The organism is Nocardioides sp. (genome assembly GCF_041913365.1).
Classification (GTDB): domain Bacteria; phylum Actinomycetota; class Actinomycetes; order Propionibacteriales; family Nocardioidaceae; genus Nocardioides.
Map to the genome: position 1 here is coordinate 19128 of NZ_JAYSFM010000011.1, position 26732 is coordinate 45859.

At 72.4% G+C, this 26732-nt stretch carries 31 protein-coding genes, 1 tRNA gene and 1 riboswitch; of the genes, 11 read left to right on the forward strand and 21 right to left on the reverse strand.

The window, feature by feature from the left end; translation table 11 throughout:
• Positions 1-48: 48 nt before the first annotated feature.
• The 3 genes from ACE3QY_RS18725 to ACE3QY_RS18735 are packed head-to-tail and all read right to left on the reverse strand — an operon-like array spanning position 49 to position 2552.
• Positions 49-1128 carry an ATP-binding protein gene (locus ACE3QY_RS18725; protein WP_374457569.1) on the reverse strand — a complete coding sequence of 360 codons (1080 nt, stop codon included), beginning with the start codon at positions 1126-1128 and terminating at the stop codon, positions 49-51.
• Positions 1129-1138: 10 nt separating this feature from the next.
• Complete coding sequence (locus ACE3QY_RS18730; protein ID WP_374457570.1) at positions 1139-1402, reverse strand: DUF4031 domain-containing protein; 264 nt, start codon at positions 1400-1402, stop codon at positions 1139-1141.
• A 34-nt stretch (positions 1403-1436) separates the two neighbouring features.
• Positions 1437-2552 (reverse strand): epoxide hydrolase family protein, encoded by a 1116-nt coding sequence (locus ACE3QY_RS18735; RefSeq protein WP_374457571.1) that lies wholly within the window; start codon positions 2550-2552, stop codon positions 1437-1439.
• A 77-nt stretch (positions 2553-2629) separates the two neighbouring features.
• Between ACE3QY_RS18735 and ACE3QY_RS18740 the strand changes: the two genes are divergently transcribed.
• Positions 2630-3604 (forward strand): helix-turn-helix transcriptional regulator, encoded by a 975-nt coding sequence (locus ACE3QY_RS18740; protein ID WP_374457572.1) that lies wholly within the window; start codon positions 2630-2632, stop codon positions 3602-3604.
• Between the two features lie 4 nt (positions 3605-3608).
• Here ACE3QY_RS18740 and ACE3QY_RS18745 read toward each other — a convergent pair whose 3' ends face one another.
• The 5 genes from ACE3QY_RS18745 to ACE3QY_RS18765 all read right to left on the reverse strand — a co-directional run bounded on the left by ACE3QY_RS18745 (position 3609) and on the right by ACE3QY_RS18765 (position 6707).
• A complete protein-coding gene (locus ACE3QY_RS18745) occupies positions 3609-4391 on the reverse strand; it encodes a TrmH family RNA methyltransferase (RefSeq protein ID WP_374457573.1) in 783 nt (260 codons plus the stop codon).
• A gap of 2 nt (positions 4392-4393) precedes the next feature.
• Positions 4394-4777, reverse strand: a complete 384-nt coding sequence (rplT, locus tag ACE3QY_RS18750; RefSeq protein WP_374457574.1) for a 50S ribosomal protein L20 — start codon at positions 4775-4777, stop codon at positions 4394-4396.
• Positions 4778-4856: 79 nt separating this feature from the next.
• Positions 4857-5069, reverse strand: coding sequence for a 50S ribosomal protein L35 (locus tag ACE3QY_RS18755; RefSeq protein WP_211731670.1), 213 nt, complete (start codon positions 5067-5069; stop codon positions 4857-4859).
• A 114-nt stretch (positions 5070-5183) separates the two neighbouring features.
• Positions 5184-5867, reverse strand: coding sequence for a translation initiation factor IF-3 (gene infC / locus ACE3QY_RS18760; RefSeq protein WP_374457658.1), 684 nt, complete (start codon positions 5865-5867; stop codon positions 5184-5186).
• 303 nt (positions 5868-6170) lie between these two features.
• The gene (locus ACE3QY_RS18765; RefSeq protein ID WP_374457575.1) at positions 6171-6707 is read right to left on the reverse strand and encodes an SseB family protein; all 537 of its coding nucleotides are present in this window, start codon (positions 6705-6707) and stop codon (positions 6171-6173) included.
• 47 nt (positions 6708-6754) lie between these two features.
• Between ACE3QY_RS18765 and ACE3QY_RS18770 the strand changes: the two genes are divergently transcribed.
• The 4 genes from ACE3QY_RS18770 to ACE3QY_RS18785 are packed head-to-tail and all read left to right on the forward strand — an operon-like array spanning position 6755 to position 9886.
• On the forward strand, positions 6755-7198 hold the full coding sequence (locus ACE3QY_RS18770; RefSeq protein ID WP_374457576.1) for a hypothetical protein: 444 nt from the start codon (positions 6755-6757) through the stop codon (positions 7196-7198).
• Positions 7195-8412, forward strand: coding sequence for an amino acid deaminase/aldolase (locus ACE3QY_RS18775; protein ID WP_374457577.1), 1218 nt, complete (start codon positions 7195-7197; stop codon positions 8410-8412). Before ACE3QY_RS18770 ends, ACE3QY_RS18775 begins: the two co-directional genes overlap by 4 nt.
• On the forward strand, positions 8402-8956 hold the full coding sequence (locus tag ACE3QY_RS18780; protein WP_374457578.1) for a 4-amino-4-deoxy-L-arabinose transferase: 555 nt from the start codon (positions 8402-8404) through the stop codon (positions 8954-8956). Before ACE3QY_RS18775 ends, ACE3QY_RS18780 begins: the two co-directional genes overlap by 11 nt.
• A 30-nt stretch (positions 8957-8986) precedes the next feature.
• Positions 8987-9886 (forward strand): aldose 1-epimerase family protein, encoded by a 900-nt coding sequence (locus tag ACE3QY_RS18785; RefSeq protein WP_374457579.1) that lies wholly within the window; start codon positions 8987-8989, stop codon positions 9884-9886.
• 16 nt (positions 9887-9902) lie between these two features.
• Here the strand turns inward: ACE3QY_RS18785 and ACE3QY_RS18790 are convergent, their stop codons facing one another.
• The 9 genes from ACE3QY_RS18790 to ACE3QY_RS18830 all read right to left on the reverse strand — a co-directional run bounded on the left by ACE3QY_RS18790 (position 9903) and on the right by ACE3QY_RS18830 (position 17263).
• Positions 9903-10367, reverse strand: coding sequence for a PH domain-containing protein (locus ACE3QY_RS18790; RefSeq protein WP_374457580.1), 465 nt, complete (start codon positions 10365-10367; stop codon positions 9903-9905).
• On the reverse strand, positions 10351-11196 hold the full coding sequence (gene hisG, locus ACE3QY_RS18795) for an ATP phosphoribosyltransferase (RefSeq protein WP_374457581.1): 846 nt from the start codon (positions 11194-11196) through the stop codon (positions 10351-10353). The genes ACE3QY_RS18790 and hisG overlap by 17 nt, the downstream gene beginning before the upstream one ends.
• Positions 11197-11203: 7 nt before the next feature.
• A complete protein-coding gene (locus ACE3QY_RS18800) occupies positions 11204-11467 on the reverse strand; it encodes a phosphoribosyl-ATP diphosphatase (RefSeq protein ID WP_374457582.1) in 264 nt (87 codons plus the stop codon).
• A gap of 54 nt (positions 11468-11521) precedes the next feature.
• On the reverse strand, positions 11522-11998 hold the full coding sequence (gene ribH, locus ACE3QY_RS18805; RefSeq protein WP_374457583.1) for a 6,7-dimethyl-8-ribityllumazine synthase: 477 nt from the start codon (positions 11996-11998) through the stop codon (positions 11522-11524).
• Positions 11995-13254 (reverse strand): bifunctional 3,4-dihydroxy-2-butanone-4-phosphate synthase/GTP cyclohydrolase II, encoded by a 1260-nt coding sequence (locus ACE3QY_RS18810; protein ID WP_374457584.1) that lies wholly within the window; start codon positions 13252-13254, stop codon positions 11995-11997. Before ACE3QY_RS18810 ends, ribH begins: the two co-directional genes overlap by 4 nt.
• Positions 13251-13949, reverse strand: a complete 699-nt coding sequence (gene pnuC / locus ACE3QY_RS18815) for a nicotinamide riboside transporter PnuC (protein ID WP_374457585.1) — start codon at positions 13947-13949, stop codon at positions 13251-13253. Before pnuC ends, ACE3QY_RS18810 begins: the two co-directional genes overlap by 4 nt.
• A complete protein-coding gene (locus tag ACE3QY_RS18820) occupies positions 13946-14581 on the reverse strand; it encodes a riboflavin synthase (protein WP_374457586.1) in 636 nt (211 codons plus the stop codon). Before ACE3QY_RS18820 ends, pnuC begins: the two co-directional genes overlap by 4 nt.
• A complete protein-coding gene (ribD, locus tag ACE3QY_RS18825; RefSeq protein WP_374457587.1) occupies positions 14582-15628 on the reverse strand; it encodes a bifunctional diaminohydroxyphosphoribosylaminopyrimidine deaminase/5-amino-6-(5-phosphoribosylamino)uracil reductase RibD in 1047 nt (348 codons plus the stop codon).
• Between the two features lie 75 nt (positions 15629-15703).
• Positions 15704-15833, reverse strand: a riboswitch (FMN riboswitch).
• Positions 15834-15931: 98 nt separating this feature from the next.
• Positions 15932-17263, reverse strand: coding sequence for a M20/M25/M40 family metallo-hydrolase (locus ACE3QY_RS18830; protein ID WP_374457588.1), 1332 nt, complete (start codon positions 17261-17263; stop codon positions 15932-15934).
• 80 nt (positions 17264-17343) lie between these two features.
• On the opposite strand from ACE3QY_RS18830, the gene ACE3QY_RS18835 reads away from it, so the two are divergent.
• From ACE3QY_RS18835 to ACE3QY_RS18845, 3 genes are all read left to right on the forward strand, one after another.
• Positions 17344-17429: transfer RNA gene (locus tag ACE3QY_RS18835), tRNA-Leu, on the forward strand.
• A gap of 149 nt (positions 17430-17578) precedes the next feature.
• Positions 17579-18910 carry a hypothetical protein gene (locus ACE3QY_RS18840; protein WP_374457589.1) on the forward strand — a complete coding sequence of 444 codons (1332 nt, stop codon included), beginning with the start codon at positions 17579-17581 and terminating at the stop codon, positions 18908-18910.
• Entirely contained in the window at positions 18907-19395 is a 489-nt protein-coding gene (locus ACE3QY_RS18845) for a flavodoxin family protein (protein WP_374457590.1), read from the forward strand. The genes ACE3QY_RS18840 and ACE3QY_RS18845 overlap by 4 nt, the downstream gene beginning before the upstream one ends.
• Here the strand turns inward: ACE3QY_RS18845 and ACE3QY_RS18850 are convergent, their stop codons facing one another.
• Positions 19396-19863 carry a VanZ family protein gene (locus ACE3QY_RS18850; protein WP_374457591.1) on the reverse strand — a complete coding sequence of 156 codons (468 nt, stop codon included), beginning with the start codon at positions 19861-19863 and terminating at the stop codon, positions 19396-19398.
• An 86-nt stretch (positions 19864-19949) separates the two neighbouring features.
• Here ACE3QY_RS18850 and ACE3QY_RS18855 point away from each other — a divergent pair, with 86 nt between their 5' ends.
• The 3 genes from ACE3QY_RS18855 to ACE3QY_RS18865 all read left to right on the forward strand — a co-directional run bounded on the left by ACE3QY_RS18855 (position 19950) and on the right by ACE3QY_RS18865 (position 23959).
• On the forward strand, positions 19950-21590 hold the full coding sequence (locus ACE3QY_RS18855; protein WP_374457592.1) for a bifunctional 3'-5' exonuclease/DNA polymerase: 1641 nt from the start codon (positions 19950-19952) through the stop codon (positions 21588-21590).
• A gap of 73 nt (positions 21591-21663) precedes the next feature.
• Positions 21664-23358 (forward strand): BCCT family transporter, encoded by a 1695-nt coding sequence (locus ACE3QY_RS18860; protein WP_374457593.1) that lies wholly within the window; start codon positions 21664-21666, stop codon positions 23356-23358.
• A 19-nt stretch (positions 23359-23377) separates the two neighbouring features.
• Positions 23378-23959 (forward strand): LysR family substrate-binding domain-containing protein, encoded by a 582-nt coding sequence (locus ACE3QY_RS18865; RefSeq protein WP_374457594.1) that lies wholly within the window; start codon positions 23378-23380, stop codon positions 23957-23959.
• A gap of 103 nt (positions 23960-24062) precedes the next feature.
• Here ACE3QY_RS18865 and ACE3QY_RS18870 read toward each other — a convergent pair whose 3' ends face one another.
• Genes ACE3QY_RS18870 through ACE3QY_RS18880 form a run of 3 tightly spaced genes read right to left on the reverse strand, consistent with a single transcriptional unit; the run spans position 24063 to position 26718 of the window.
• Entirely contained in the window at positions 24063-24611 is a 549-nt protein-coding gene (locus ACE3QY_RS18870) for a nucleosidase (protein WP_374457595.1), read from the reverse strand.
• The gene (locus tag ACE3QY_RS18875; protein ID WP_374457596.1) at positions 24608-25288 is read right to left on the reverse strand and encodes a sulfotransferase; all 681 of its coding nucleotides are present in this window, start codon (positions 25286-25288) and stop codon (positions 24608-24610) included. Before ACE3QY_RS18875 ends, ACE3QY_RS18870 begins: the two co-directional genes overlap by 4 nt.
• On the reverse strand, positions 25285-26718 hold the full coding sequence (locus ACE3QY_RS18880) for a GuaB1 family IMP dehydrogenase-related protein (protein ID WP_374457597.1): 1434 nt from the start codon (positions 26716-26718) through the stop codon (positions 25285-25287). Before ACE3QY_RS18880 ends, ACE3QY_RS18875 begins: the two co-directional genes overlap by 4 nt.
• Between the last annotated feature and the right edge of the window lie 14 nt (positions 26719-26732).

Below are 26732 nucleotides of genomic sequence, written 5' to 3' on the forward strand. Positions count from 1 at the left end.
CGGGTCGGAGGCGGGGACGACTCGTGAAGATCCTGTGGAGGTGCCCGCTCACACCTCGGGGCGCAGGTCCTCGCTCGGCCAATCCACCATCACCCGGGCGCCGCCGCCGGGCGCGTCCTCGATCGTCACCCGGCCGCCGTGGGCCCGCGAGAGCCCACCCACGATGTACATGCCGAGCCCGCTGCCGCCGGACTCGCCGGTGGTCCAGAACTTGGTGAAGACCCGGCGCCGCATCTCCACGGGGATGCCTTCGCCCTCGTCGTCCACCGTGATCCGTACGCCGGGCAGCTCGGGGCGCGCGGCGAGCCGGACGGCGACCTGGCCCTGGCCGTGGCGGATCGCGTTCTCGACCAGGTTGGTGACCACCTGGGTGAACTTGTCGGGGTCGGCGAACACCTCGGGGAGGTCGTCCTCCACCTCGAGCGAGATCGCGCGGGCGGTGCCGGCCTCGATCGAGTCGACGACGCGGCGCACGAGGACCTCGGCGGAGGACTCGCGCGGGTAGAGCTGGAGCCGTCCGGTGTCGATCCGGGCCACGTCGAGGAGCTCGGCGATCAGCCGCGCCAGCCGGTCGGCGTCGGCGTTGACCGTGGTGAGCATCAGCTTGCGCTGGTCGTCGGTGAGCTTGTCCCACCGGTTGAGGAGGGCCTGAACGAAGCCCTTCACGCCGGTGAGGGGCGAGCGGAGCTCGTGGGCGACGGTGGCGACGAGGTCGGAGCGCTCCCGGTCGAGCAGCGCGCGGCCACGCCCGCTGCGCAGGCCGACCGCGATGCCGGCGACCCGGCCGGTCTGGGCGTCACGCACCAGCGTGGCGGTGGTGAGGACCTCCTCACCGGAGGCGTTGAGCCAGGACTGCTCGGGCATGCCGCGCACGATCGAGATGCTCTCGAAGGGACGGTTCACCCCGAGCCAGGTGCGACCGTCCTGGTCGAGCAGCCGGAGCACCTCGGCCAGGGGCATGCCGAGCGCCTGGTGGGAGTCGACGCCCAGCAGCGCGGCACCCTGGGCGTTGAGGAGGGTGACCTCGCCGTCGCGGGTCGCGCCGAGGATCCCGTCGGGGTAGTAGTCCGCGAGCGAGCGCAGCCGGCTGGGGGTGCTGCCGACCCGGCGGCTGGACTCCTGGGACACGCTCGCCACCCTAGTCGCGCAACGGCTTCGGTCGGCGCAGGCCGGCTGCGCGCAGCGCGGCGACGAGCTGCCGCGAGGTGACCGGGACGGCGCCCGCCTCGACCATCGCGTCGTACCACTCCTCGGGCACGTCGTAGTGGTCGCGGTCCCAGCCGCGGGACGGGATGCCGTGCCGCTCGGCGAACGCGTGCGCCTCGTCGTACGACGTGTCGCTGGCGAGGTGGGACCAGAGCCGGTCCCACCTCGCCACGGCAGGTGGATCGATGAGGATCATTGACTGGGGAGGCTAGCCGCTCCCCCGCGCCCGATCAGCGGTAGAAGCCGCGGATCGCCCCGGCGAGCTCCTCCGGCACCTCCATCGCGGCGAAGTGCCCGCCCTCCGGGTGCTCGGTCCAGGACACGATGTCGGTGTTGTCCCGCTCGGCGAAGGGTCGCATCGTGCGGAAGTCGTCGGCGAACACCGCGACCCCGATCCGGCCGTGGTTGACCCGGGGCTCGACCGCCTGCTCGGCCCGGTAGGTCTGCACCGCGCCGCCGCTGCTGTTGGTGAACCAGTAGAGGCTGACCTGGGTGAGCACCTGGTCGCGGGTCACGCGCGAGGTGCCGTTGCCGAAGCTCTCGAAGAGCTCGTTGTAGGCGAGCTGGCCGACCGGCGAGTCGCTGAGCGCAGCCGCGATCGTCCGCGGGCGCGAGGCGTTCATGGTGGCGTAGCCGTTGACGGTCTGGAACCAGCCGGCGAACTCCAGCGCGGCGTAGTCGGCCGGGGTCATGCTCTCGAACTCAGCCGGGTCGCCGGACGGGAACGAGAACAGCTGGAGGACGTGGGCGCCGAGGAAGCCCTCGGGGGCGAGCATCGCGAGCTCGCGCGCCACGATCGCGCCGTTGTCGGAGCCGTGGGCGCCGTACGACTCGTAGCCGAGGCCGCGCATCAGGCGGTCCCAGGCGAGGGCGGTGCGCCGCGAGTCCCACGCGCCGTCGGCCAGCGGCTGGCTGTAGCCGACACCCGGGAGGCTCGGGATCACGAGGTGGAAGTCGTCGGTCAGGTGCGGGACCACGTCGAGGAAGTCGAGGAACGAGCCCGGGTAGGTGTGGAGCAGCAGCAGCGGGGTCGCGTCCTCGTTGGCCGAGCGGACGTGCACGAGGTGGATCGTCTGGCCGTCGATCTCGGTGAGGAGGTGGGGGTGTGCGTTCATCCGCTCCTCCTGCGCACGCCAGTCGAAGTCGTCGCTCCAGTGCTCCACCATCGCGCGGAGGTAGCTCACCGGGGTGCCGGCGGACCAGTCGTCCGTGCCGGCGGTGTCCGCCGGCTCGGCGGCGAAGCGGGTGTTGGCCAGACGGGCCCGGAGGTCGTCGATCGCGTCCTGCGGGACCGAGATCGTGAAGGGACGGAAGATCAGGTCGGTGGTGTTCTGGTTGGTCGTCATGCGGGTACGGTACGAACGAATCCGGCACGTTTCGGCCCTGATTGACCCTACCTCGTCAGAATTCGTTCGGAGGGTGCATGTCGCTCCAGACCTCGTCCCGGCTGTTCGCCCTGCTCGGGCACCTGCAGGCCCGTGCGTCGGCCACCGGCCCCGAGCTCGCGACGCTCCTGGGCGTGGGCGAGCGCACCGTCCGCAAGGACGTCGAGCGGCTGCGCGAGCTCGGTTACCCCGTCGAGGCGGTCCGGGGCGCGGCCGGTGGCTACCGGTTCGGGGACCACGGCAGGCTCCCTCCCCTGCTGCTCGAGGCGGACGAGGCGGTCGCCGTCGCGGTGGGGCTCGGCAGCGTCTCGGCGGTGCGGGGCATCGAGGAGGCCGGTGCGCTCGCACTCGCCAAGCTGCAGCACGTGCTGCCCGACCGGCTCTGGAGGCGGGTCCGGGCGCTCACCGAGACCACGGACGTCGGCCCGGCCGACACCGCGACCAACGTCGAGGCGCCACCGGTCGACGTGGCGCTGCTGGCCGACCTCGCGACGGCCGTCCGCGACCACGAGGGACTGCGGGTGTTCTACCGGCCCGGCGGTGGGGCGGAGGAGCGGCTGGAGTGTGACCCCTACCGGCTGGTGAGCTGGCAGCAGCGCTGGTACGTCGTGGTGCGCGCGCGGCCCGACGGCCGGTGGCGTGCCCTCCGCGCGGACTGGACGGAGCTGCGGACGCCGGGTGCCGGCCGCTTCCGGCCCGACCCGCTCGAGGGCGGTGACTACGCGGCGTTCGTGCTCCGCGACGTGGCCTTCTCCGGCTGGAACGTGCACTGCCGGATCGCCGTCGACGCACCCGCCGAGGAGGTGCTGCGACGGATCAACCCCACCGTCGGCGTGGTCGAGACGGTCGACGAGGACCACTGCGTGCTGGTCACCGGCGCGGACAGCGTCGAGATGGTCGCGGTGTGGATCGGCATGCTCGGGCTCGACTTCCACGTCGCGGAGCCGCCCGCGCTGGTCGCGCACCTGCGCACGCTGGCGACGAGGTACGCCGCTGCCGTCCCGAGCGGGTAGCCACTCAGGCGCGCTGCGCGCGGGCGCTGGCGTACAGGCAGACCGCGGCGGCGGTCGAGAGGTTGAGGCTCTCGGCACGTCCGTGGATCGGGATCGCGACGCGGTGGTCGGCCAGCGCGGCGAGCTCCTCGGGGAGCCCCCATGCCTCGTTGCCGAACAGCCAGGCGGTCGGACCCGACAGGCCGGCGTCGAACAGGTCGACCTCCCCTGCGCCGTCGGCGGCGAGCACGGTCAGGCCCCGCTCCTGGGCCGCCCGCACCGCGGCGGCGGGGTCCGGCTCCACGGCGAGCGGCAGGTGGAACAGGCTGCCCACGCTGGCGCGCACGGTCTTGGCGTTGTAGGCGTCGACGGACTGCCCGGCGAGCACGACGGCGTCGGCGCCGGCCGCGTCGGCGGTGCGGATCACCGTGCCGGCATTGCCGGGGTCGCGGACGTCGGCGCAGATCGCCAGCAGCCGCGGTGCGGCCTGCACCACCTGCTCGAGCGGCGCGTCGATCGGCCGGCACACGGCGACGACACCGGCGGGCGACACCGAGTCGGACAGCGACGCCAGCGCCCGGTCGTCGACCAGCGTCACGGGTGCGGCGCCCAGCAGGTCGGCGTACTGGTCGGCAGCGTGCGGGGTCGCGAAGACCTCCACCACGCAGCCGTCGACGGACAACGCGCCCTCGACGGCCTTGGGACCGTCGGCAAGGAAGAGCCGCCGCTCCGTTCGCACGGAGCGGCGGCTGAGCTTCGCTGCCTCCTTGACGCGGCTGTTGCCGCGGGCCAGAGGGGTGGCGGACAACGTCAGGCCGAAGCCGGGGCGTTGACGTCCTCGGGCAGCGCAGCCTTGGCGGCCTCCACGAGCGCGGCGAAGGCGGGCGCGTCGTTGACGGCGAGCTCGGCGAGGATCTTGCGGTCGACCTCGATGCCGGCCAGGCCGAGGCCCTGGATGAAGCGGTTGTAGGTCATGCCGTTCGCGCGGGCAGCGGCGTTGATGCGCTGGATCCACAGCTTGCGGAAGTTGCCCTTGTTCTTGCGGCGGTCGTTGTAGCTGTAGACCAGCGAGTGGGTGACCTGCTCCTTGGCCTTGCGGTAGAGCCGCGAGCGCTGGCCGCGGTAGCCGCTCGCGCGGTCGAGGGTGGTACGACGCTTCTTCTGGGCGTTCACTGCGCGCTTCACGCGTGCCATGGGGTTACTCCTTGGTGCAATGGGTTGAAGATCGGGACGGCGGCTGAGCCAGTTCTGGTGCCACCAGGTGGGGTGAGGCTCAGATGCCGAGCATCTTCTTGGCGCGCGCGACGTCGGCCTTCTCGAGCTCGACGACGCCGGCGTTGCGACGGTGCTTCTTGCGGCTGCCCGTGGTCGGCGCGGACGCGAACGCAGCGCCGGACTTGCGGCCGGCCTGCAGGCGCTGGATCTTGCCCGAGCCGGTCACCTTGAAGCGCTTCTTCGCGCCCGAGTGGGTCTTGTTCTTCGGCATGTTGTTCTCTCCTCTTCGGTGCTGCCCCGGCTCGTGGTCGGGGCGGCGGAACTCGTGGTGACGCAGGCGTCCGGGATGGGCGCCTGCGTCAGACGCTGTCGTCGGGTGTCAGTCTCAGACGTCGATGTCGGCGTCGAGGTTCTCGGAGCGACGACGCTCCTTCTTCTGGGCCACCGGTCCGGCGGCGTGGGCCGCCTCGCGCTCGGCGTCCTCCTCGGCCTTGCGGTCGGCACGCGCCTGCTCCTTGCTGGCGCGGGCTGCCTCGGCGTCGATCTTGGCGTCGGCCTTCTTCTTGTGCGGGCCGAGCACCATGATCATGTTGCGGCCGTCCTGCTTGGGCGCGGACTCGACGAAGCCCAGCTCCTGGACGTCCTCGGCCAGCTTCTGCAGCAGGCGGAAGCCGAGCTCGGGGCGGTGCTGCTCACGGCCGCGGAACATGATCGTGATCTTGACCTTGTCGCCCGCGCCGAGGAACCGCACGACGTGACCCTTCTTGGTCTCGTAGTCGTGCTGGTCGATCTTGGGACGAAGCTTCATCTCCTTGATGATCACGTTCGTCTGGTTGCGGCGAGCCTCACGCGCCTTCTGGGCGTTCTCGTACTTGAACTTGCCGTAGTCCATGAGCTTGCAGACCGGCGGGCGTCCCTGCGGGGCGATCTCGACGAGGTCGAGGTCGGCCTCCTGGGCCAGCTTGAGTGCCTGGTCGGTCGGCACGATGCCAACGGTCTCGCCGTTGGGTCCCACGAGCCGGACCTCGGGTACGCGGATCCGCTCGTTGATGCGCAGCTCGGTGCTGATGTGTCCTCCAGTGACTTGGTGGGTGGGAGCCCTGCGCCTCCTCCGGTGAACTACCCCGGAAATGAACGATGGCTCCCGCTGCTTGCCAAGCGGGAGCCAGTCAGAACTCGTCGCCCCTGCCGGGGAGACCTCTGCCCGCAGCCGTCTCTCGACGGCTGCGTCACTGGGACCTGGACCCGACGATCTGTGGTGCTGGGCGATCGGTGCGGGTGGGAGACGGGTGCTGCTCGACTCCGCTTGGCGGGATCTGTGTCGCCGTGTAGCTGTGGCGGCACTGATCGGTCAACACCGAAGATTAGCCGATCATTCCGCCGAGGGGCCAATCCAGCCGTGGCCCTCCCCCACGGCGACCAGCCGCCAGCCGGCCGCGAGGCGGGTCAGGTCCTCACCGTCCACGACGTACGACGCCGGGCCGGCGAGGTCGACGAGCAGCGCCTCTGCGCCGTCCTGGACCGCCGCGGTGGCCGCGGTCGCCAGGGTCACCGGCACCGGACGGGCCTGCGGGTCCCACCGGGCCATGGTCGCCGTCGAGGTGAAGGCGAGCAGCCCGGTGCTGCCGTCGGCCGCCCGGACGAGCACCGCCGCCATGTCGGAGGACTTGTCGTGCGCCAGGCCGTCCTCGTCGAGCTCGACCTCGCCGAGGATGGCGACGACCGGCACGAGCAGGCGGGCGCCCTGGAGCGCCGACAGCACCCGACCCGAGGTCACGTGCCCGGCGGCGTGGTCGGCGAGGACGCCGGCGACGACCGGGTCGCCGGCTCCGGTGTCGTCCGAGAAGCCGGGATCGGGGATGGTCCGCACCAGCGGCTCCGCGTCGCGGTCATGGGTGTCGTGCTGCACGTGTGCCATTGTCCCGGACGCGTGGACCGTTGTGGGACTCTGGGGCCGTGGAAGGGACTACCTGGGCCGCACTGACCGCCGCACTCACCGTCGCGGGTGCCATCTGGACGTGGATCGCGTTCCGCCGACGGGGCGCCGCGAACGGCCTGCGCGCCATGGGCTTCACGCTCCTGCCCGCCGCCGCCTGGCTCACCGGCACCCTCGAGATGGTGGTCGAGATCGCCGGATCGGTCACCGACTGGGCCACCGGACTGGTCTTCGACGTCCGCACCTGGGCCGGCGTGGGGCTCGCGGGGCTCGCGCTCGTGCTCTGGGTCGTCAGCGGCTTCATCCGCGACCGCCAGCTCGGTCGTGCGCAGTCCGGCACGGGCACGGCGTCGAAGGGTCGCCAGGAGCTCCCGCCGACGTCGGCGAAGCAGCCCGGCGGCTCGCCGATCGACGACGACATGGCCGACATCGAGGCGATGCTGAGGAAGCGGGGCATCGAGTGAGCGACCACTTCGTCGACCGCAACCGTCTGTGGTCGCGGCTCAACGCCGCCCTCGACGCCCTGCCCGAGCAGCCGGCCACCCCGATCGCCGTGGTCGACCTCGACGCCTTCGACGCCAACGCCGACGACCTCGTCCGCCGGGCCGGTGGCAAGCCCGTCCGGGTGGCCTCGAAGTCGCTGCGGGTGCCCGCGCTGATCGAGCGGGCACTGGCGCACGACGGGTTCGCCGGCGTGCTCGCCTTCACCCTGGCCGAGGCGCTGTGGCTCCACGAGACCGGCGTCAGCGACGACATCGTGGTGGCCTACCCGACCGTCGACAGCGCGGCGCTCGCGCGGCTCACGGCGTCGCCGTCCGCGGCGGCCGCGATCACCTTGATGGTCGACGACCCCGTGCACCTCGACCTGGTCGACGCCACCCGCGCCTCGCGTGCGGTCCCGATCCGGATCGCCCTCGACCTCGACGCGGGCCTGCGCCTCGGCGGTCAGCACATCGGCCCGAAGCGCTCACCCCTCTTCGACACCGGCGACGTCGTCGCGATGGCCCGCAAGGTGGTCGAGCGCGAGGGCTTCCGCCTCGTCGGCGTGATGACGTACGAGGGCCAGGTCGCCGGCGTGCAGGACGACGTGCCCGACCAGCGCACCAAGTCCCTGCTCGTACGCCGTCTCAAGCAGGCCTCGATGGCGCAGCTCGAGGTGCGCCGCCGTGAGATCGCCGAGGCGCTGGCCGAGGTGGCGGAGCTGGAGTTCTGGAACGGCGGGGGCTCCGGGTCGGTCGAGGCCACGGCCGCCGACGGCGCGGTCACCGAGATCGCCGCCGGCTCCGGCCTGCTGGTGCCCGGCATCTTCGACCACTACGCGTCGTTCGAGCCGCGACCGGCTGCCTACTTCGGGCTGCGGGTCACCCGCAAGCCCACGCCGACCATGGCCACCGTCCACGGCGGCGGACTGATCGCGAGCGGCGCGACGGGCGAGGACCGCTCGCCGGTCCCGTGGGCCCCGCCCGGCCTGCACCTGACCGGGCTCGAGGGCGCCGGCGAGGTCCAGACGCCCCTGACCGGCCACCCCGCGGCACTGCTCGCGATCGGCGACCTGGTGTGGTTCCGGCACGCCAAGTCCGGCGAGCTGTTCGAGCACGTCCGCGACGTGCACCTGGTCCGCGGCGAGACGGTCACCGACGTGGTGCCGTCCTACCGCGGCTGCGACCGTGCCTTCTGACCCAGCCGTCGTCGCGGCCTCGGTCGCCGATCGGGTGCTGGCCGGTCCCCCGACGCTCGGCCCGGGTCGGCTGGTCTGCGTCGACGGGCCCGCCGGGTCCGGCAAGACCACGCTCGCCGAGGCGCTCGCCGCCGTCGTACCGGGTGCGGAGGTGGTGCACTGCGACGAGCTCCTGCACGGGTGGCGGGGCCTCCCCGGGCTGGCCGCCACCATCGAGGCGCTGCTGGCCCCGCTCGCAGCCGGCGAGCCGGGTGAGTGGGTCCGGTGGGACTGGTACGCCGACGACTGGGCCGAGACGCACACCGTCGAGCCGGGCGGCCTGCTCGTCCTCGAGGGGGTCGGCTCGTGGTCCCCGGCGATCGCGCGCCTGGTCGGGGTGCTGGTGTGGGTGGAGGCCCACTCGGCCCTCCGCCTGGAGCGCGGGATCGCGCGCGACGGCGAGGCGATGCGTCCGCACTGGCAGCAGTGGCGGCTCGACGAGCAGGACCTCTTCGCGCGCCACCGCACCCGCGCCCACGCCGACGTGGTCGTCGCGACCGACTGAGGAGCGCGCCGGGTGTCTAGGGTGGCCGGCATGGTCCTTCCGAGCGGGGAGCAGTACGAGATCGCCGCGGCCGGCTACGCCGCCGTGGTGACCGAGAGCGGTGCGGCGCTGCGCGCGCTGAGCCACCACGGCCGTGACCTGGTCGACGGCTTCGACGAGCACGAGATGTCGCCGAAGGGCCGCGGCCAGCTCCTGGTGCCGTGGCCGAACCGGATCCGCGACGGGCGCTACTCGTTCGGGGGCAAGGACCTCCAGCTCGGGCTGACCGACCCGGGCACCCACAACGCGTCCCACGGCCTCGCCCGCTGGGCCGCGTGGACCGTCGAGGAGCACACCGCGACCTCCGTGTCGCTGGTCTACCGGGTGATGGCGCAGTCGGGCTACCCGTGGGCCGTCGACCTCCTCGTGCTGTACGACCTCAGCGCCGAGGGGCTGGTCGTCACCCAGACCGCAACCAACCTCGCCCCCGAGCCGGCGCCGTACGCCAGCGGGGCGCACCCCTACCTGCGGGTGGGTGCCGTGATCGATGACCTGGAGCTGCGCCTGCCGGCCCGCGAGCGCGTCGTGGTGGACGACCGGCTGCTGCCCACGGGCACCGAACCGGTGTCCGGCGACCACGACTTCACCTCACCCCGCCGCATCGGGGACCTCGAGATCGACGCGGGCTTCGGATCCCTGGTCCACGAGGACGGCCGTGCCACCACCACCTTGGTCGACCCGGGGACGGGCCGCGGCGTCGCGCTGTGGGTGGACGAGCACCACCGGTGGCTGCAGGTCTTCACCCCGCCCGGCTCCCGCACCGGCATCGCGATCGAGCCGATGACCGCGCCCGCGGACGCCTTCAACTCCGGCACGGACCTGGCCGTCCTCGCACCAGCAGGGTCGGCGGGTGACGAGCTGTCGGTCTCGTGGGGCATCCAGGCCCTCTGACGCGGCGTCCGACGGGCTAGCGGTCGCCGGTCTCCCGGTCGATCAGCGCCCGCACCGCACGGACGCCGTCGACGGCCCTCCTGCCGTCGGACCCCTGGAAGGCCATCGCGGAGATCGTGGTGCCGTCGGCGAGGTCGAGGGTCGCCCACGGGGCACCCTCGGGGAGGTGGATGGCGAGGACCTCCGCCCACTCCAGCTCGCGGGTCCTGAAGCCGTTGACCACGACCAGCGCCTCCATCTCCGCGGTCACGCGGGCCCGCGCCAGCGCCCACCCGCAGAGCGCGGCCCCGGCCCCGAACAGCAGGACCGTGGACCGCTGGAGGAGGCTGAACCGGTCGCGCACCGACTCGTCGAAGCCGAACCAGGCGGCCGCGCAGACGACCACGAGCATCAGCCCGAAGCCGAGGACGGCGATGCGGACGCCGAGGGGCCGCCAGGTGTGCGGCAACGACGGCAGGCTGCTCTCAGAGGCGGCAGGCATGGATGTCCGTGAGCAGGATGGCGCGCGCCCCGATCGAGTAGAGGTCGTCCATCAGCCGCTGCGAGCCCGAGCGCGGCACCATCACGCGGACCGCGACCCAGCCGGCCTTGCCCAGCGGCGAGATGGTCGGCCCCTCGCGGCCCGGGGCCAGCTCGGTCGCCCGGTCGAGGTTCGTCTCCTCGATGTCGTAGTCCATCATCACGTAGCTCCGCGCGACCAGGACGCCCTCGATGCGACGACGGAAGATCTCGAAGTCGTCGGGCACCTCGCCACCCCGCGTGATGAGCACGGCCTCGGACTCGAGGATGACGTCGCCGAAGGTGGCGAGCCCGGCCGCGCGGAGCGTGGAGCCGGTCTCGACGACGTCGGCGATCACGTCGGCGACGCCGAGCTGGATGCTGGTCTCGACCGCGCCGTCGAGGCGGGTCACGGTCGCGTCGACGCCGTGCCGGAACAAGTGGTCCTCGACCACGCCGACGTACGACGTCGCGATCCGCAGGCCGGCGAGGTCCTCCAGCGAGGAGTAGCGCCCGGTGGGGCCGGCGAAGTGGAAGCGCGAACGGCCGAAGCCGAGGCTCATCACCTCGTCGGCCTTCGCCCCGGAGTCGAGCAGCAGGTCGCGGCCGGTGATGCCGACGTCGAGCGTGCCCTCACCGACGTAGAGCGCGATGTCGCGCGGGCGCAGGTAGAAGAACTCGACGTCGTTCTCGGCGTCGACGAGCGCCAGCTCCTTGGCGTCGGTCCGCTGGCGGTAGCCGGACTCACGCAGGATCTCGGTGGCGGACTGGGACAGCGACCCCTTGTTGGGGACGGCGATGCGGAGGGTCATCTCTCACTCACAGGTGGGCGTAGACGTCGTCGAGGGTCAGTCCGGAGGCGAGCATCAGCACCTGGGCGTGGTAGAGCAGCTGGCTGATCTCCAGCGCCGTCGCATCCTTGCCCTCGTGCTCGGCGGCCATCCAGGACTCGGCGGCCTCCTCCAGCAGCTTCTTGCCGATGGCATGGACGCCGGCGTCGAGCTGCTTGACGGTGCCGGACCCCTCAGGGCGCTCCGCGGCCTTGGTGGACAGCTCCGCCCACAGGTCCTCGAACGTCTTCACGGGCACCACCCTAGTTGCCGAGGCACACGCGCCCGGACCCTGTCCGGGTGCCGTTCAGCCGCGGATGGCGTGCACCACACGCGCGGTGTCGAGCGCGGCCGCCGTGGCTTCCCAGCCCTTGTCCTCGGCGGAGCCCTCGAGCCCCGCCCGGTCGAGGGCCTGCTCCTCGGTGTCGCAGGTGAGCACGCCGAAGCCGACGGGGATCGCGTGGTCGACGCTGACCTGGGTCAGCCCGTCGGTCGCGGCCGAGCAGACGTAGTCGAAGTGCGGGGTGCCCCCGCGGATGACCACCCCGAGCGCCACCACGGCGTCGTACCCGGCATGCGCGAGCGCCGCCGCGACGACGGGCAGCTCGAAGGTGCCCGGCACCCGGATCACCTGCGGCTCGGCGATGCCGTACGCCGCCAGCGCCCGCTCGGCGCCGCCGACGAGGCCGTCCATGACCTGGGTGTGCCAGCTCGCGGCGACGACCGCGACCCTCAGGTTGCTGGCGTCGAAGGGCTGCGAGGTGGGGGCTCCGGCTCCGCTCATGCGTGCTCTCCTGCATTCGTCTCGTGCTCGGCCTGGTGGTCCAGCGCGAGGTCGGGCAGCTCGTGCCCCATCCGGTCGCGCTTGGTCTGCAGGTAGGTCAGGTTGTGGTCGGTGGGGTGCGGCGCGAGCGGCACGCGCTCGGTCACCCGGATCCCGAAGTCCTCGAGGCTGGCGGTCTTGTCCGGGTTGTTGGTCATCAGCCGCACCGAGGAGATGCCGAGGTCGCGCAGCACCTGGGTGGCGGTGCCGTAGTGGCGCGCGTCGGCGGGCAGGCCGAGGTCGAGGTTGGCGTCGACGGTGTCGCGGCCGCCGTCCTGGAGCTGGTAGGCCTGCAGCTTGGCGACCAGGCCGATGCCGCGGCCCTCGTGGCCGCGGAGGTAGACCACCACTCCCCTGCCCTCCGCGACGATCGCCTCCAGCGCGGCGTCGAGCTGCGGGCCGCAGTCGCAGCGCTCGCTGCCGAAGACGTCGCCGGTCAGGCACTCGCTGTGCACGCGCGTCAGCACGGGCTCGTCGCCCGAGAGGTCGCCGTAGGCGAGCGCGACGTGCTCGCTGTCGTCGATGGTGATGCGGTAGCCGTAGGCCGTGAACTCGCCGTGCCGGGTGGGCAGGCGGGTCTCGGCCACCCGCTCGACGTGCCGCTCGTGGCGGCGGCGGTAGCGGACGAGGTCCTCGATCGAGATCATCGCCAGGCCGTGCTCGTCGGCGAACTCGCGCAGCTCCGGAGCGCGCTTCATGGTGCCGTCGTCGTTGACGACCTCGACCAGGACGCCTGCGGGGGTCAGGCCGGCCAGCTTGGCCAGGTCGACGGCCGCCTCGGTGTGGCCGCGCCGGACGAGCACGCCGCCGTCGCGGTAGCGCAGCGGGAAGACGTGGCCGGGACGGGTCAGCTCCCACGGCTCGGTGGCGGAGTCCGCGAGGGTGCGCGCGGTGTGGGCTCGGTCCGCGGCGCTGATGCCGGTGGAGACGCCGTCGCGTGCGTCGACGGAGATCGTGTACGCCGTGCGCAGCTTGTCCTTGTTGTGCGGGGTCATCAGCGGGATCTCGAGCCGCTCGAGCATCTCCCCCGGCATCGGCACGCAGATCACGCCGCTGGAGTGCCGGATGGTGAACGCCATCAGCTCGGGGGTCGCCTTCGCCGCGGCGAAGATGATGTCGCCCTCGTTCTCGCGGTCCTCGTCGTCGACGACGATGACGGCCTTGCCGGCGGCGACGTCCTCGATCGCCTGCTCGACGGGATCCAGTCGCACGCTCATGCGGGGATCGCCTCGCTCTCGTCGACCGTGCTCGTGTCGACGACCGTCCGGCTGGCTCGCAGCCAGACGAAGAAGCCGATCACGACGAAGACGGCGTAGAAGAGGTACATCCCGGCGGTCGGGTAGTACCCCGCCTGAATGAGCGTGGTGACGCCGACGATGTCGACCAGGATCCAGACCAGCCAGAACTCCACCCACCCGCGCGCCATGCCGTAGGTCGCCAGCATCGAGCCGGCGAGGATCCACGCCTCGGTGGTCGGGCCCCAGGAGCCGAGCACCTGGGTGAGCAGGACGTACGCCGCCGCGTAGCCGACCACACCGAGCACGAGGAGCTGGGCGCGCTCGGGCCAGGTGGCCCAGCGGGGCGCGATCGCGCCACCGTCGGAGGCACCACCGGCCTTGCGGACCTGCGACCAGCGCCACCAGCCGTAGACGGACACCACCGCGAAGAAGACCTGGCGGCCGGCCTGGCCCCACAGCGGCTCGTCGATGTGGCCGGAGAGCTCGCCGGTCGCGAAGACGGTGAAGAGCAGGACGTTGCCGACGAGCCCGATGGGCCAGGCCCACATGAGGCGCTTCATGCCGAGGATCGCGCTGGCGAGGCCGAAGAGGTTGCCGATCACCTCGCGGGCGCCGAGCTCGCCGCCCGGCACCGGGATGGTGCCGTCGATCAGCCATTCGAGGAGGGACATCACGCTTCCTTGCTGTTCGGGGTGGGGGTCGAGGTGGGGGTGGGGAGGTAGCCGCCGAGCAGCTTCTCGACGTGCTTGGCGATGACGTCGGCCTCGAGGTTGACCAGGTCGCCGACGCGGCGCGAGCCGAGCGTCGTCCGGGCGAGGGTCTCGGGGATGAGGCTGACGGTGAAGCTGGTGTCGCGGGCCTCGACGACGGTCAGGCTGACGCCGTCGACGGTGATCGAGCCCTTGTCGACGAGGTAGCGGGCGAGGTGGGCGGGCAGGGAGATCTCGACGACGTCCCAGTGCTCGCTGGGCGAGCGGGAGACGATCTCGCCGACCCCGTCGACGTGGCCCTGGACGATGTGGCCCCCGAGGCGCTTGTCGACGGTGACGGCGCGCTCGAGGTTGACCCGGTCGCCGGCTGCGACGCCGGCCAGCGAGGTCTTGTCGAGCGTCTCCTGCATCAGGTCGGCGGTCCAACGACCCTCCCCCAGCTCGGAGACGGTCAGGCAGCAGCCGTTGACCGAGATCGAGTCGCCGAGGCCGGTGCCCTCGAGGACGGTGGACGCCTCGACGGTGAGCCGGATGGCGTCGCCCTGGTCGGTGACCTCGGCGACGGTTCCGAGCTCCTCGACGATTCCGGTGAACATTCACTTCCTCCTGGTGGGGCGGCTCATGGTGAGGCGCACGTTGGTGTCCTCGCCGTCGTGGCCCTGCAGCACGGCCACGTCGGTGACGTGCAGGTGCAGGGCGTCGGCGATGGTGGTGATGCCGAGGTCGGCCACCGCGCTGGAGCCCGCGCCGAGCAGCATCGGGGCGACATAGGCGACGACCTCGTCGACCAGGTCGGCCTCGAGGAAGGCCCGCGCGAGCGTCGGCCCGCCCTCCAGGAACACGTGCTGGCGGTCGAGGGCGAACAGGGTGGCGAGGGCGTCAGCGGGCTCGCGGGTGCGCAGCTGCATGGTCTCGGCACGGTCGTTGAAGACCCGGCGCCCCACCGGGATGTCACGCAGGCCCATCACGGCGCGCAGCGGTTGGTGGGGCAGCGGGTCGCCGACCTCGTCCCGCACGGTGAGCTCGGGATCGTCGACCTCGACGGTGTTCGTGCCGACGAGCATGGTGTCACACAGCGCGCGCAGCCGGTGGGTGTCGAGGCGGGCCGCGCGGCTCGAGACCCAGCGACTGGTGCCGTCCGTCGCGGCGCTGCGCCCGTCGAGCGTGGTGGCGAACTTCCACGTCACGAACGGCCGCTGGTGGGCGATGGCGAAGGTCCACGTGCGGTTGATCGCCCGCGCCTCGTCGACCATGACCCCGCCGACGACCTCGATCCCCGCTTCGCGCAGCCTGCCGGCTCCCCCGATCGCGACGGGGTTGGTGTCGGGCTGGGCGAAGACGACCCGGCGCACGCCGGCCGCGATCAGCGCCTCGCTGCACGGTCCGGTGCGTCCGGTGTGGTTGCACGGCTCGAGGGTGACCACGGCAGTGGCGCCACGCGCGGCGTCCCCGGCCTCGGTGAGTGCGACGACCTCGGCGTGCGGACCGCCGGCCCGGCGGTGGAAGCCCTCCGCGATCGTCGTACCGTCGTCGGCCAGCAGGACGCACCCGACCCTCGGGTTGGGCCCGAGCGGCACACCGGGGGTGACGGCGAGCTCGAGGGCGCGCCGCATCGCCTCGCGCTCTGCCTCGCTGGTCGTCATCTCCGCCTCCGGTCCGTCGACGCGGACTCATGGGGGGCGGGTTGACGCGGCACGCCCGGACGGGCGTGGAGTCGTCTGCGTGCGCTTCTCATCCGGACTTTGACCGTCGGTCCAGGAGTTCCACCTGGTCAACCGGCCACTGGCTGTGGTCGGGTCGCGGACTGTGACCGCCGGTGCGGAATTTCACCGCCCCCAGAGCACGCTTGCTCTTCGTGGGGACAACTGTGCCACAGCCGCGCGCATTCCCTCACCGGTGTCCGCCGGTGACGTGCGCAACACTTCCGAGGGTGCGGCTGGTCCTGCCTAGACCTGGTCGAGGAACCGGTCGAAGACCCGGGCGCCGAACTCGAGCGCGTCGACCGGGACCCGCTCGTCGACGCCGTGGAAGAGGGCGGTGAAGTCCAGGTCGGCGGGCAGCCGCAGCGGCGCGAAGCCGTAGGAGCGCATGCCGAGCTTGCGGAAGTGCTTGGCGTCGGTGCCGCCGCTCATCGTGTACGGGGCGACGAGCGCGTCGGGGTCCTCGGCCAGCAGGCTGCGGGTCATCGCGTCGACCAGGTCGCCGTCGTACGGCGTCTCCCAGGGCTGCTGGTGGGACTCGAACGCGAAGTCGATGCCGTCGCCGGCGAGCTCGCGCAGGGTCGCGAAGAACTCGTCCTCGTAGCCCGGCAGGAAGCGCCCGTCGACGGTGGCCTGTGCGTCGGTGGGGATGACGTTGGTCTTGTAGCCCGCGCGGAGCATCGTCGGGTTGGCGGTGTTGCGGATGACCGCGCCGAGCATCCGGGCGGCGTCGCCGAACTCCTCCACGAGGGCTTCGGCGTTGTCGGGGGTGGCCTCGGTGCCGGCGAGCTCGCCGATGGTCGCCAGCAGCACCTCCATCGTCGGCGTCAGCCGGACCGGCCACTCGTGGGCGCCGATGCGGGCCACCGCGCCGGCCAGGCGGGTGACGGCGTTGTCGTCGTTGATCATCGAGCCGTGCCCGGCGCGGCCGCGGGCGGAGAGGCGCATCCAGGCCATGCCCTTCTCGGCGGCCTCGATGAGGTAGACCCGACGGCCGCGGACGGTCGCGGAGAAGCCGCCGACCTCGCCGACGGCCTCCGTGCAGTCCGCGAAGAGGTCGGCGTGCTCGTCGACCAGGATCCCGGCGCCGTGGTGGCCGCCCGCCTCCTCGTCGGCGGTGAAGCAGAGCACCAGCTCACGGTCGGGAGCGGCGCCCGCCGCGGCGCGGGCGCGCACCACGCTGAGCAGCATCGCGTCGAAGTCCTTCATGTCGACCGCGCCACGGCCCCAGACCTGGCCGTCCTTGATCTCGCCGGCGAACGGGTCGACCTGCCAGTCCGAGGCCTCGGCGGGCACGACGTCGAGGTGCCCGTGCAGCAGCAGCGGGGCCCGGCCGTCACCTCCGCCCCAGCGCGCCACCACGTTGGCGCGGCCGGGGCGGCCCTCGATGATCCGGCTCTCGATGCCGACCTCGTCGAGCAGCGTGGCGACGTACTCGGCGGCCTTCCGCTCCCCCGGCCCCTCGTCGTTGCCGTAGTTCGAGGTGTCGATGCCGATCAGCTCCTGGCACAGCTCGACGACCTCCGCGGCGGGGTCGTACGAGCGGTCCGCTGAGCTCTCCCTGGGCGCCTGTTCCATGCCGTCCATCCTGCCCCACGAGCAAGCACCAGCCCCGATTCGTCGGTGCCGAACTGCTTTGCTACTGTTCTCCAGCACTCGTCCGGGTGGCGGAATTGGCAGACGCGCTAGCTTGAGGTGCTAGTGCCCGTATTAGGGCGTGGGGGTTCAAGTCCCCCCTCGGACACAGACGAAGAACCCCTGGCCCCGGGCCCGGGGTTCTTCTGCTTCTTCCTGCAGCACCTCCGGGACCTTGGTCCCGGAGGCTGCGGCACCTCGCCCCTGCCGCGACCGGCCTGGCACCAGCAGGCTGGAGGCAGGAAGGCGGGTGGCCTGATGAGCACCACGATCGAGCGCAGCGCGAGCCTGCACGCCCCCGTCCGCCTGCACCGCGCCGAGTCCGTACGACGCTTCGTCGGCGGCTTCTACCTCGTCATGGGCGGCATCAACGCCGGCATCGTCGCCGCGGACCCGCAGACCTACCGTTCCTTCGCCGACGGCGCCTTCTGGCCCTTCGTCACCACCACGTGGCGCGACCTCGTCATGCCGCACCCCTACGCGTGGTTCCTGCTGCTGGCCGCCGGCGAGCTGGCCCTCGGGCTGCTGCTCCTCCGTGGCGGCCGCGCGGCCCGCATCGGCTGGGTCGGGGTGATCGCCTTCCACGTCCTGCTGATGGCCTTCGGCTTCGGGGTGTGGCTCTGGAGCGTCCCCGCGCTCGCCCTGCTGGTCCCCGCGGCGCGCGCCGACTGGCCTGCCCTCACCGGTCCCCCGACGACGCCTCCGCCATCCATCGTCCCGCGGCCCGTCGGCGTCCTGACGCGAAGCGGTGTCGCGCGGAGGCCAGGCGTCCTGTGGTGCACGCTGGTGCTGGCGGTCGCGGTCGTCGCGTCATCGCTCTACGGCCTCCTCGCGGAGTCGCCGTACCGCTCGCTGCCGGAGGCCACCGTCCTCGGCGCCCGCGCGCAGGACGCGTGCAGCATCGTCGTGGCCGTCCTGCTCCTGTGGCTGGTCCGCCGACCGGTGCTCACCCCCGCCGCCGACCTCGGCCGTCTCGGACTCCTCGGCTACCTGGCCTACAGCTACCTCATCTACGTCACGGGCGTGCCGATGAACCGCGCCTTCCTGGCGTACGTCGTCATCGTGGCGCTGTCCGTCGCCGGCCTGGCGACCGGGCTGGTGCGCGTGGCGGTCGACCACGTCCCGGCCGGCAGCGCGTCGCCACGGCTGGTGCGGGGCACCGGCTGGATGCTGGTGGTCACCGGCGTGCTGTTCGCCGCGCTGTGGCTGTCCACCCTCCTGCCGTTCGCACTGGGCGGCGCCCACCCCGAGCCCGAGGGCGTCGGCGGCACGCCCTACCCGGTCTTCTGGCTCGACCTGACCATCGTGCTCCCCGCGCTCGTCGCGGTGGGCGTGCTGCTCCTGCGCGGCCGCCCGGCCGGTCCCCCGCTCGCCGTCGTCGCGCTGATCAAGATCGTCACCCTGTTCACCGCCCTCTGGGCCGGCCCGGTGCTCGCCCTCGTCACCTCGACCGAGGTCCACCTCGGTCCCGACGCCGGGCCCAGCCTCCTGCTGCTCGCCGCGAGCAGCTTGCTCGCCGCCCGGTGGCTCTCGACCTTCACCTACACCCACACCCACACCGCCACCACCGAACCGAGGAGCCAGCCATGACCACGCTCGTCGTCTACGAGTCCTTCTGGGGCAACACCGAGACCGTCGCCCGGGCGGTCGCCGACGGCATCGACGGACCCGTGGAGGTGGTCGATGTCGGCAAGGCTCCAACCGCCATCCCCGGCGACGTCGACCTGCTGGTGGTCGGCGGCCCCACGCACGCGTTCGGGATGACCCGCGCGACCACCCGCCACGACGCGGTCGACCAGGGCGGCGAGCCGAGTCACGAGGAGACCGGCATCCGGGAGTGGCTCGCCGCGCTCACCACGGTCCCGGGCCTGGACGTCGCGACGTTCGACACCCGGGCTGCCGCGGTCCGGCGGCTGCCGGGCTCGGCCGCCCGCGGCGCGGCGCGCACGGTGTCCCACAAGCACCTCGGGCACGTCGTCGACAGCGAGTCGTTCTACGTCGAGGGCACGCCCGGGCCGCTCCTGGAGGGCGAGGTCGAGCGCGCCCGCGCGTGGGGGCGGACCCTCCGCTCCTGACTACTGGCCGGCCGCCCGGCGGGCCGCCCGCTCGCGTCGCCGCCGCAGCGAGGCGGGCAGCGTCAGCACCAGCGCGAGACCGATGCCGATGAACATGCCGATCGAGTTGGCAGCGACGTCGCGCGGGTCGGACACGCGGCCGGGGATCGAGCGCTGGACGTTCTCGATCATGGACGTCAGCACGATGCCGGCGGCGAGCGCGACCAGCCACAGCCGCGACCCCACCAGCAGGAGCAGGAAGACGCCGAGCGGCACGAACAGTCCCACGTTGGCCAGGAACTCGATCCGCTCGACGCTCAGCCGGCTGGTCAGCGGATCGAGGTCGGGATAGCGCTCGAGGCGGGTCAGGATCCGCTGCGCCAGGTCCATGTAGTCGGGCTGGCCGTCGCCCGGGGTCAGCGTCACGAGACCCACGAACCCGAGGTAGAGCAGGGTCAGCAGGCTGAGGAACGGATGTCGGTGCAGCACGGCACCATCTTCCGGGACGGGCAAGGCGACCCGGCATCCGGCGCGGTGGCGACCCCGTCGTCGGTGCCGTCCGCGAGGCTGTGCCCATGACCCGGGTCCAGCTCTCCCGCCTGCCGGGCGAGCGCGTGCTCGTCACCGACGGCGCCGGGCGGAGCGAGGTCGCGCTCGCCGCACTCCCCGGGCTCGTGCGCGACCGGGAGGCCGCCGACGGTCCGCGCTGGGTGTGGGACGACACGGCGCGCTGGTATCCCCCGCTCCTCGCGGCCGGTGTCCGGGTGCGGCGCTGCCACGACCTGCGGCTGTGCCACACCCTGCTGCGACGGTCACCGGCGGTCGACGCCCGGTTGCTGGAGGGCGAGGACTCCGGGCACTGGGACCACCTCGGCCCCGCGGTCGCGACCGATCCGGCGCTCTTCAGCGTCGACGACGCCGCCGAGCACCTGCGCGCCGACGTCGAGGACGCCCGCCAGCTGGCGGCGGTCGCGGCCTCGTCCGACACGACGCGGCTCCGCCTGCTGCTGGCGGCAGAGTCGGCCGGCGCCCTCGCGGCGGCCGAGATGACGTACGCCGGCGTGCCCTGGCGCGTCGACGTGCACGAGCGGCTGCTCACCGATCGGCTCGGCCCACGCCCGCCGCGCGGCGCCCGCCCGCGGCTGCTCGGGGAGCTCACCGACGACGTACGCCGGCTCCTCGGCGCGCCCTCGCTCAACCCCGACTCCCGGCCCGAGCTGCTGGCGGCGTTGCGCCGGGCGGAGGTCGAGGTGCCCGACACCCGGGCCTCGACGCTCCGGCGGGTCGAGCACCCGGTCGTGGAGCCGCTGCTGCGCTACAAGCAGCTGGCGCACCTCTTCCAGAACAACGGGTGGGCCTGGATCGACCAGTGGGTCAGCGGCGGTCGGTTCCGGCCGTCGTACCAGCCCGCCGGCTCGGCGACGGGCCGCTGGTCGTCCAACGGCGGTGGTGCGCTGTCGTTCCCGGTCCAGGTGCGCTCCGCCGCGGTCGCCGACGACGGGTGGGTCCTCGTCGTGGCCGACGTGGCGCAGCTCGAGCCGCGGGTGCTCGCGGGGATGAGCGGCGACCGCGAGCTGGCCCGAGCCGCCCGCGGCGCCGATCTCTACCAGGGCATGGTCGACGCCGGCGCCGTCGCGACGCGCCAGGACGCCAAGATCGGCCTGCTCGGCGCGATGTACGGCGCGACCAGCGGTGAGAGCGGGCGGATGGTGGCGGGGCTGACGCGCCGCTACCCGCACGCCTTCGGCCTCGTCGAGGAGGCGGCCCGAGCGGGCGAGCGCGGGCAGGTCGTGCGCACGCTGCTGGGGCGGGGCTGCCCGGCGCTGGGCGGGTCGTGGGACGAGTCGCCCGACGCACCGCCCGCCGACCTCGACCAGCAGGACCGCCACCGCCGTGCGTACGGCCGGTTCACCCGCAACTTCGTGGTCCAGGGCACCGGCGCCGAGTGGGCGCTGTGCTGGATCGCCGAGATCCGCAACCGGCTGTGGGAGCTCGGTGCCACCGGACCGCTGGACGCCCGGCCGCACCTCGTCTTCTTCCTGCACGACGAGGTCGTCGTGCACGCCCCGGCCGACCTCGCCGAGGCCGTCACCCGCGAGGTCGTCGACGCGGCCGCGAAGGCCGGCGCCCTGCTCTTCCGGCACGTCGCGGTCGACTTCCCGCTCAACGTCTCCGTCGTGACGTCCTACGCCGATGCGGACAAGCCCGGCGTGTGAGCATCCTCTCCCCCTGAGCGAGGAACTCGCGTCTCGGGTTGCTCGACGCCAAGATTCTTGATCTGGTCGCGGGATGGCCACAGGAATCGAACACCCACGCGACCTGCCCACACCCGACGACATCCACCCCGCGCTCGACGCCGCGATCGAGCCCAGCACGCCTCGCGAGACGGGCCTCGACAAGCTGGTCTTCGGCGTCACGGCGCTCGTGAGCCTGGCCTTCCTCGTCTGGGGCTTCGTGAGCACCGGGAGCCTCGCCGACGCGTCGGCGAGCGGGCTGGCCTGGACCATGGAGAAGACCGGCTGGCTGTTCGTGCTGACCTCGAGCGCCTTCGTCGTCTTCGTGATCTGGCTGGCGCTGGGCAAGTTCGGCAACATCCCCCTGGGTCGTGACGACGAGGAGCCCGAGTTCCGCACGATCTCCTGGGTCGCGATGATGTTCAGCGCCGGCATGGGCATCGGCCTGATGTTCTACGGCGTCTCGGAGCCGATCACGCACTTCGTGACGCCCCCGCCGGGCACCGGCGAGGCGGGCAACCCCGAGGCGGCGCAGACCGCGATGGCCACCACGATGTTCCACTGGACGCTGCACCCGTGGGCGATCTACGCCGTCGTCGGCCTCGCCGTGGCGTACGGCGTCTACCGCAAGGGCCGCCTCCAGCTGATCAGCTCGGCCTTCGAGCCGCTCCTGGGCCGCCACGCGCACGGGCTCGGCGGCAAGGCGATCGACATGTTCGCGATCTTCGCCACCCTCTTCGGCTCCGCCACGTCGCTCGGTCTCGGCGCGCTCCAGATCGAGTCCGGCCTGCAGATCGTCGCCGGCCTCGGCGACACCGGCAACGCCGTCCTGGTCGGCATCATCGCCGTCCTGACCGCGGCCTTCGTGCTGTCCGCCGTCTCCGGCGTGGCCAAGGGCATCCAGTGGCTCTCCAACATCAACATGGTGCTGGCCGTCGCGCTCGCCCTCTTCGTCTTCATCGTGGGGCCGACCGTCTTCATCCTGAACCTCGTGCCGACCTCCATCGGCAGCTACGTGGCCGACCTGCCGATGATGGCCGCGCGCACCGCCGCGGAGGGCTCCGAGACCAGCGACTGGCTCTCCAGCTGGACGGTCTTCTACTGGGCGTGGTGGCTGTCGTGGACGCCGTTCGTCGGCATGTTCATCGCGCGCATCTCCCGCGGCCGCACGATCCGCCAGTTCGTGACCGGCGTGCTGCTCGTGCCGAGCCTGGTCAGCGTGGTGTGGTTCTGCATCTTCGGTGGCGCGGCCATCGACCTGCAGCAGAAGGGCACCGACGTCGCCGGCGCCGGCGGCCTGGAGCAGCAGCTCTTCAGCACCCTCGAGGCCTACCCGCTGGCCACGGTCTCCAGCGTCGTCGTGATGGTCCTGGTCGGCATCTTCTTCGTCTCCGGCGCCGACGCGGCCTCCATCGTGATGGGCTCGCTCTCCGAGCGCGGCACCATCCACCCGAGCCGTCCGACGGTGATCTTCTGGGGTGTCGCCACCGGTGCGGTCGCCGCGGTGATGCTGCTCGTGGGTGGCGCCGACGCGCTCAGCGGACTGCAGACCATCACGGTCATCGCCGCCCTGCCGTTCGTGCTGATCATGATCGGCCTCGCCGCCGCGCTCGTGAAGGACCTCGGCCAGGACCCGATGGTGGTGCGCCGCAAGTACGCCCTCGAGGCCGTCGAGGCCGCCGTCATCACCGGCGTGACCGAGCACGGCGACGACTTCGTGCTGTCCGTCGAGAAGGACCCGAGCGCCTGACGGGCCTAGGGTCGGTCCCATGACCGACACGCTGCGGATCGGCTTCGTCACCGGCGCGACCCCCGACAAGTGGGCCCGCCACTGGCGCGACCGCCGGCGCGAGCCGCTGGAGCTCGTGCCGGTGACGGAGGCCGAGCAGCTCGACGGGGTGCGCGACGGCAGTCTCGACATGGCCATCGTGCGGCTGCCCGTCGACCGCGACGGCCTGCACCAGGTGAAGCTCTACGACGAGCTGCAGGTCGCCGTCGCCTCCCGCGAGCACGTCCTGGCAGCCGCTGACGAGGAGGTCACCACGGCCGACCTGGTCGACGAGCAGCTGGTGCGCTCGCACTCCAGCGGCTGGACGCCGGCTGCCGAGCAGCTCGACTGGCCGTCGATGACCGAGCAGGAGGCGATCGAGACGGTCGCCGCCGGCACCGGCGTCGTGATCGTGCCGATGTCGATCGCGCGCCTCCACCAGAGGAAGGACGTCGTCAGCCGCGTGGTCACCGACCTCGAGCCGACCACGATCGCGCTCGTCTGGCAGGTCGAGCGCGACGACGACGTCACCCAGGCGTTCGTCGGCGTCACCAAGGGACGTACGGCGAACACCTCACGCTGAGTCAGCTCAGCGCAGGTCGGAGGAGTCCTGACCTCACACACGTGTGCGAGCTCCTGCCCTCCGGGACACGTTCCGACGGCAAGTTCTCGGACACGTGTGGGCGTCAGGTGTGGTCGACCAGCCACTCTCCGAGCACCCGCGCCGAGGCCTCGACGAGCGAGGGCCAGTCCATCGCCGACTCGTCGGCGGCGTCGGAGACGTGCTTGACCAGCCGGACCGGGACGCCGGCCTCGCGGCAGGCAAATGCCACGGCGTAGCCCTCCATGTCGACGAGGTGGGCGCGCTCGGCCAGCGCGTCGCGGACGACGGGGTCGCTCACGAACACGTCGCCGGTCGCGAGCACCACGTCCGACTCCCCCACCTCGAGCCGCTCCTGCGGGTCGTAGCCGAGGGCGCGGATCACGTCGGCGCTCAGGTCGTGGTTGAGCACCGTGCCCGGCTCGAACAGGCCGGCCAGACCGGGTCGGAGGGCGCCGGCGGTGCCGATGTTGACCACGACCAGCCCGGCGAGGTCGTCGTACGTCGCGAGGGCGCGCGCGGTCGCGGTGGCAGCGGCGACCTTGCCGAGGCCGGTGATCACGAGCGGCAGGTCGGGTGGCACGTGGGCGGCCTCCGCCGCCGTGGCCGAGACCACCAGCACGCGGGACGTCACTCCGCGTCCCGGTGCTTGCCCATCCGCGAGTGCGGGGTGGCGAGCACGGCCTCGACGCGGTTCTGGTCGTAGACCTCACCGAGCCAGTCGAAGAGGCCACGCAGCACGCCCGGGTCGGCGACGTAGTCGTCGTAGTGGACCCGGTACGCGGCGTCGCCCAGGCCCTCCGCAGTGGCGAGGATCTTCTCCTCGATCGCCTGCACCTGGGCGAGCGGGTCGTCCTTGTGCGTCCAGTAGTTGCTGGCCGCCACGTCCGCGAGGTTGCGGGTGTTGACCACGAACCGTGCGCCGGGGAAGACCTGGCGCAGGAACTCGACGTAGTCCGGCAGGTCGGCGTCGTACCAGCGGATCTCCTTGAAGCCGCTGACCCGCGTGTCGTGCTCCGGCCGCAGCAGCGTCGCCTCGGCGAGCGCGCGGACGTGCTGGAGCGAGGCGACCTCGGGGAAGCCCTCGATGCCGTACCACGGGTGCGTCGGCTGGCTGGCCCGCTGCGCGTCCACGCGCGCCCGCTCGGCGAGCCCGCTGCGGTGGAACTCGTAGAGGTGCCGCATGGCGTGGCGGTTCTCGCCCCGCAGCAACCAGCCCGGGATCGAGTTGAGGATGCCCATGAGCAGGGTCGATCCCGACCGCCCGTAGGTCATCACGAAGACGTAGTCGAGCTCCCGCACGGCGGTCACCAGGACTTCTCGAGGGGCCGGCCCTCGTGGAAGCCGGCGGCGGACTGGACGCCGACCAGCGCCCGCTCGTGGAGCTGCGCGAGGTCGCTGGCGCCTGCATAGGTGCACGAGGACCGCACGCCGGAGCAGATCTGGTCGATGAGGTCCTCGACGCCGGGGCGGTCGGGGTCGAGGTACATCCGGGAGGACGAGATGCCCTCCTCGTAGAGGCCCTTGCGGGCCCGGTCGTACGACGACTCGCCGGCCGTGCGGTTGGCCACCGCGCGGGCCGAGGCCATCCCGAAGGACACCTTGAACGGGCGGCCGTCGGCGTCGTGCATCAGGTCGCCGGGCGACTCGTGGGTGCCGGCGAACCACGAGCCGATCATCACCGACGAGGCGCCGGCCGCCAGGGCGAGCGCGACGTCGCGCGGGTGGCGTACGCCGCCGTCCGCCCAGACGTGCTTGCCGAGCTCGCGGGCCTGGGTCGCGCACTCCAGCACCGCGGAGAACTGCGGTCGCCCGACGCCGGTCATCATCCGGGTGGTGCACATGGCACCGGGCCCGACGCCCACCTTGACGATGTCGGCACCCGCCTCGATCAGCGCCCGGGTGCCCTCGGCCGACACGACGTTGCCCGCGGCGATCGGGACCGTCGGGGACAGCGCCCGGACCGCCTGCAGGGCCTGGAGCATCCGGTCCTGGTGGCCGTGCGCGGTGTCGACGACGAGGCAGTCGACGCCCGCGGCGAGCAGGTCGGCAGCCCGGTCGGCGACCTCGCCGTTGACGCCGACGGCCGCGGCGATCCGCAGGCCGCCGTGGGCGTCGACCGCCGGCGTGTAGAGCGTGGCCCGCAAGGCGCCGAGCCGGGTCAGCACGCCGATCAGCTCGCCGCTCTCGGACACTGCGACGGCCAGCGGCGCCTTGGCGCGTTCGATGGCGTCGTAGACCTCGCGTGGGTCGGTGGTGTCGGACACGGTGACGACCGACCGGTTCATCACGGCCTGCACCTGCGCGAAGCGGTCCACCTCGGCGCAGTCGGCCTCGGACACCACACCGACCGGACGGCCGTCCTCGACGACGACGGCGGCCTTGTGCGCGCGCTTGGGGATCAGCGCCAGCGCCTCGGCGACCGTCTGGTCGGGGCGCAGCTCGATCGGGGTGTCGAAGACCTGGTGCCGCTGCTTGACCCAGGCGACCACGTCGGTGACCACCGGGATCGGGATGTCCTGCGGGATGACGGTGATGCCACCGCGGCGGGCGACGGTCTCGGCCATCCGCTTGCCGGCGATCGCCGTCATGTTCGCGACGACGAGCGGCAGCGTCGCGCCTGTGCCGTCGGCGGTGGCCAGGTCGACGTCGTAGCGGCTGGCCACGGAGGAGCGGCGGGGAACCATGAAGACGTCGTCGTAGGTGAGGTCGTGGCCCGGGTTCTCGTGGAGGAACTGCACTGGCCGGAGTCTAC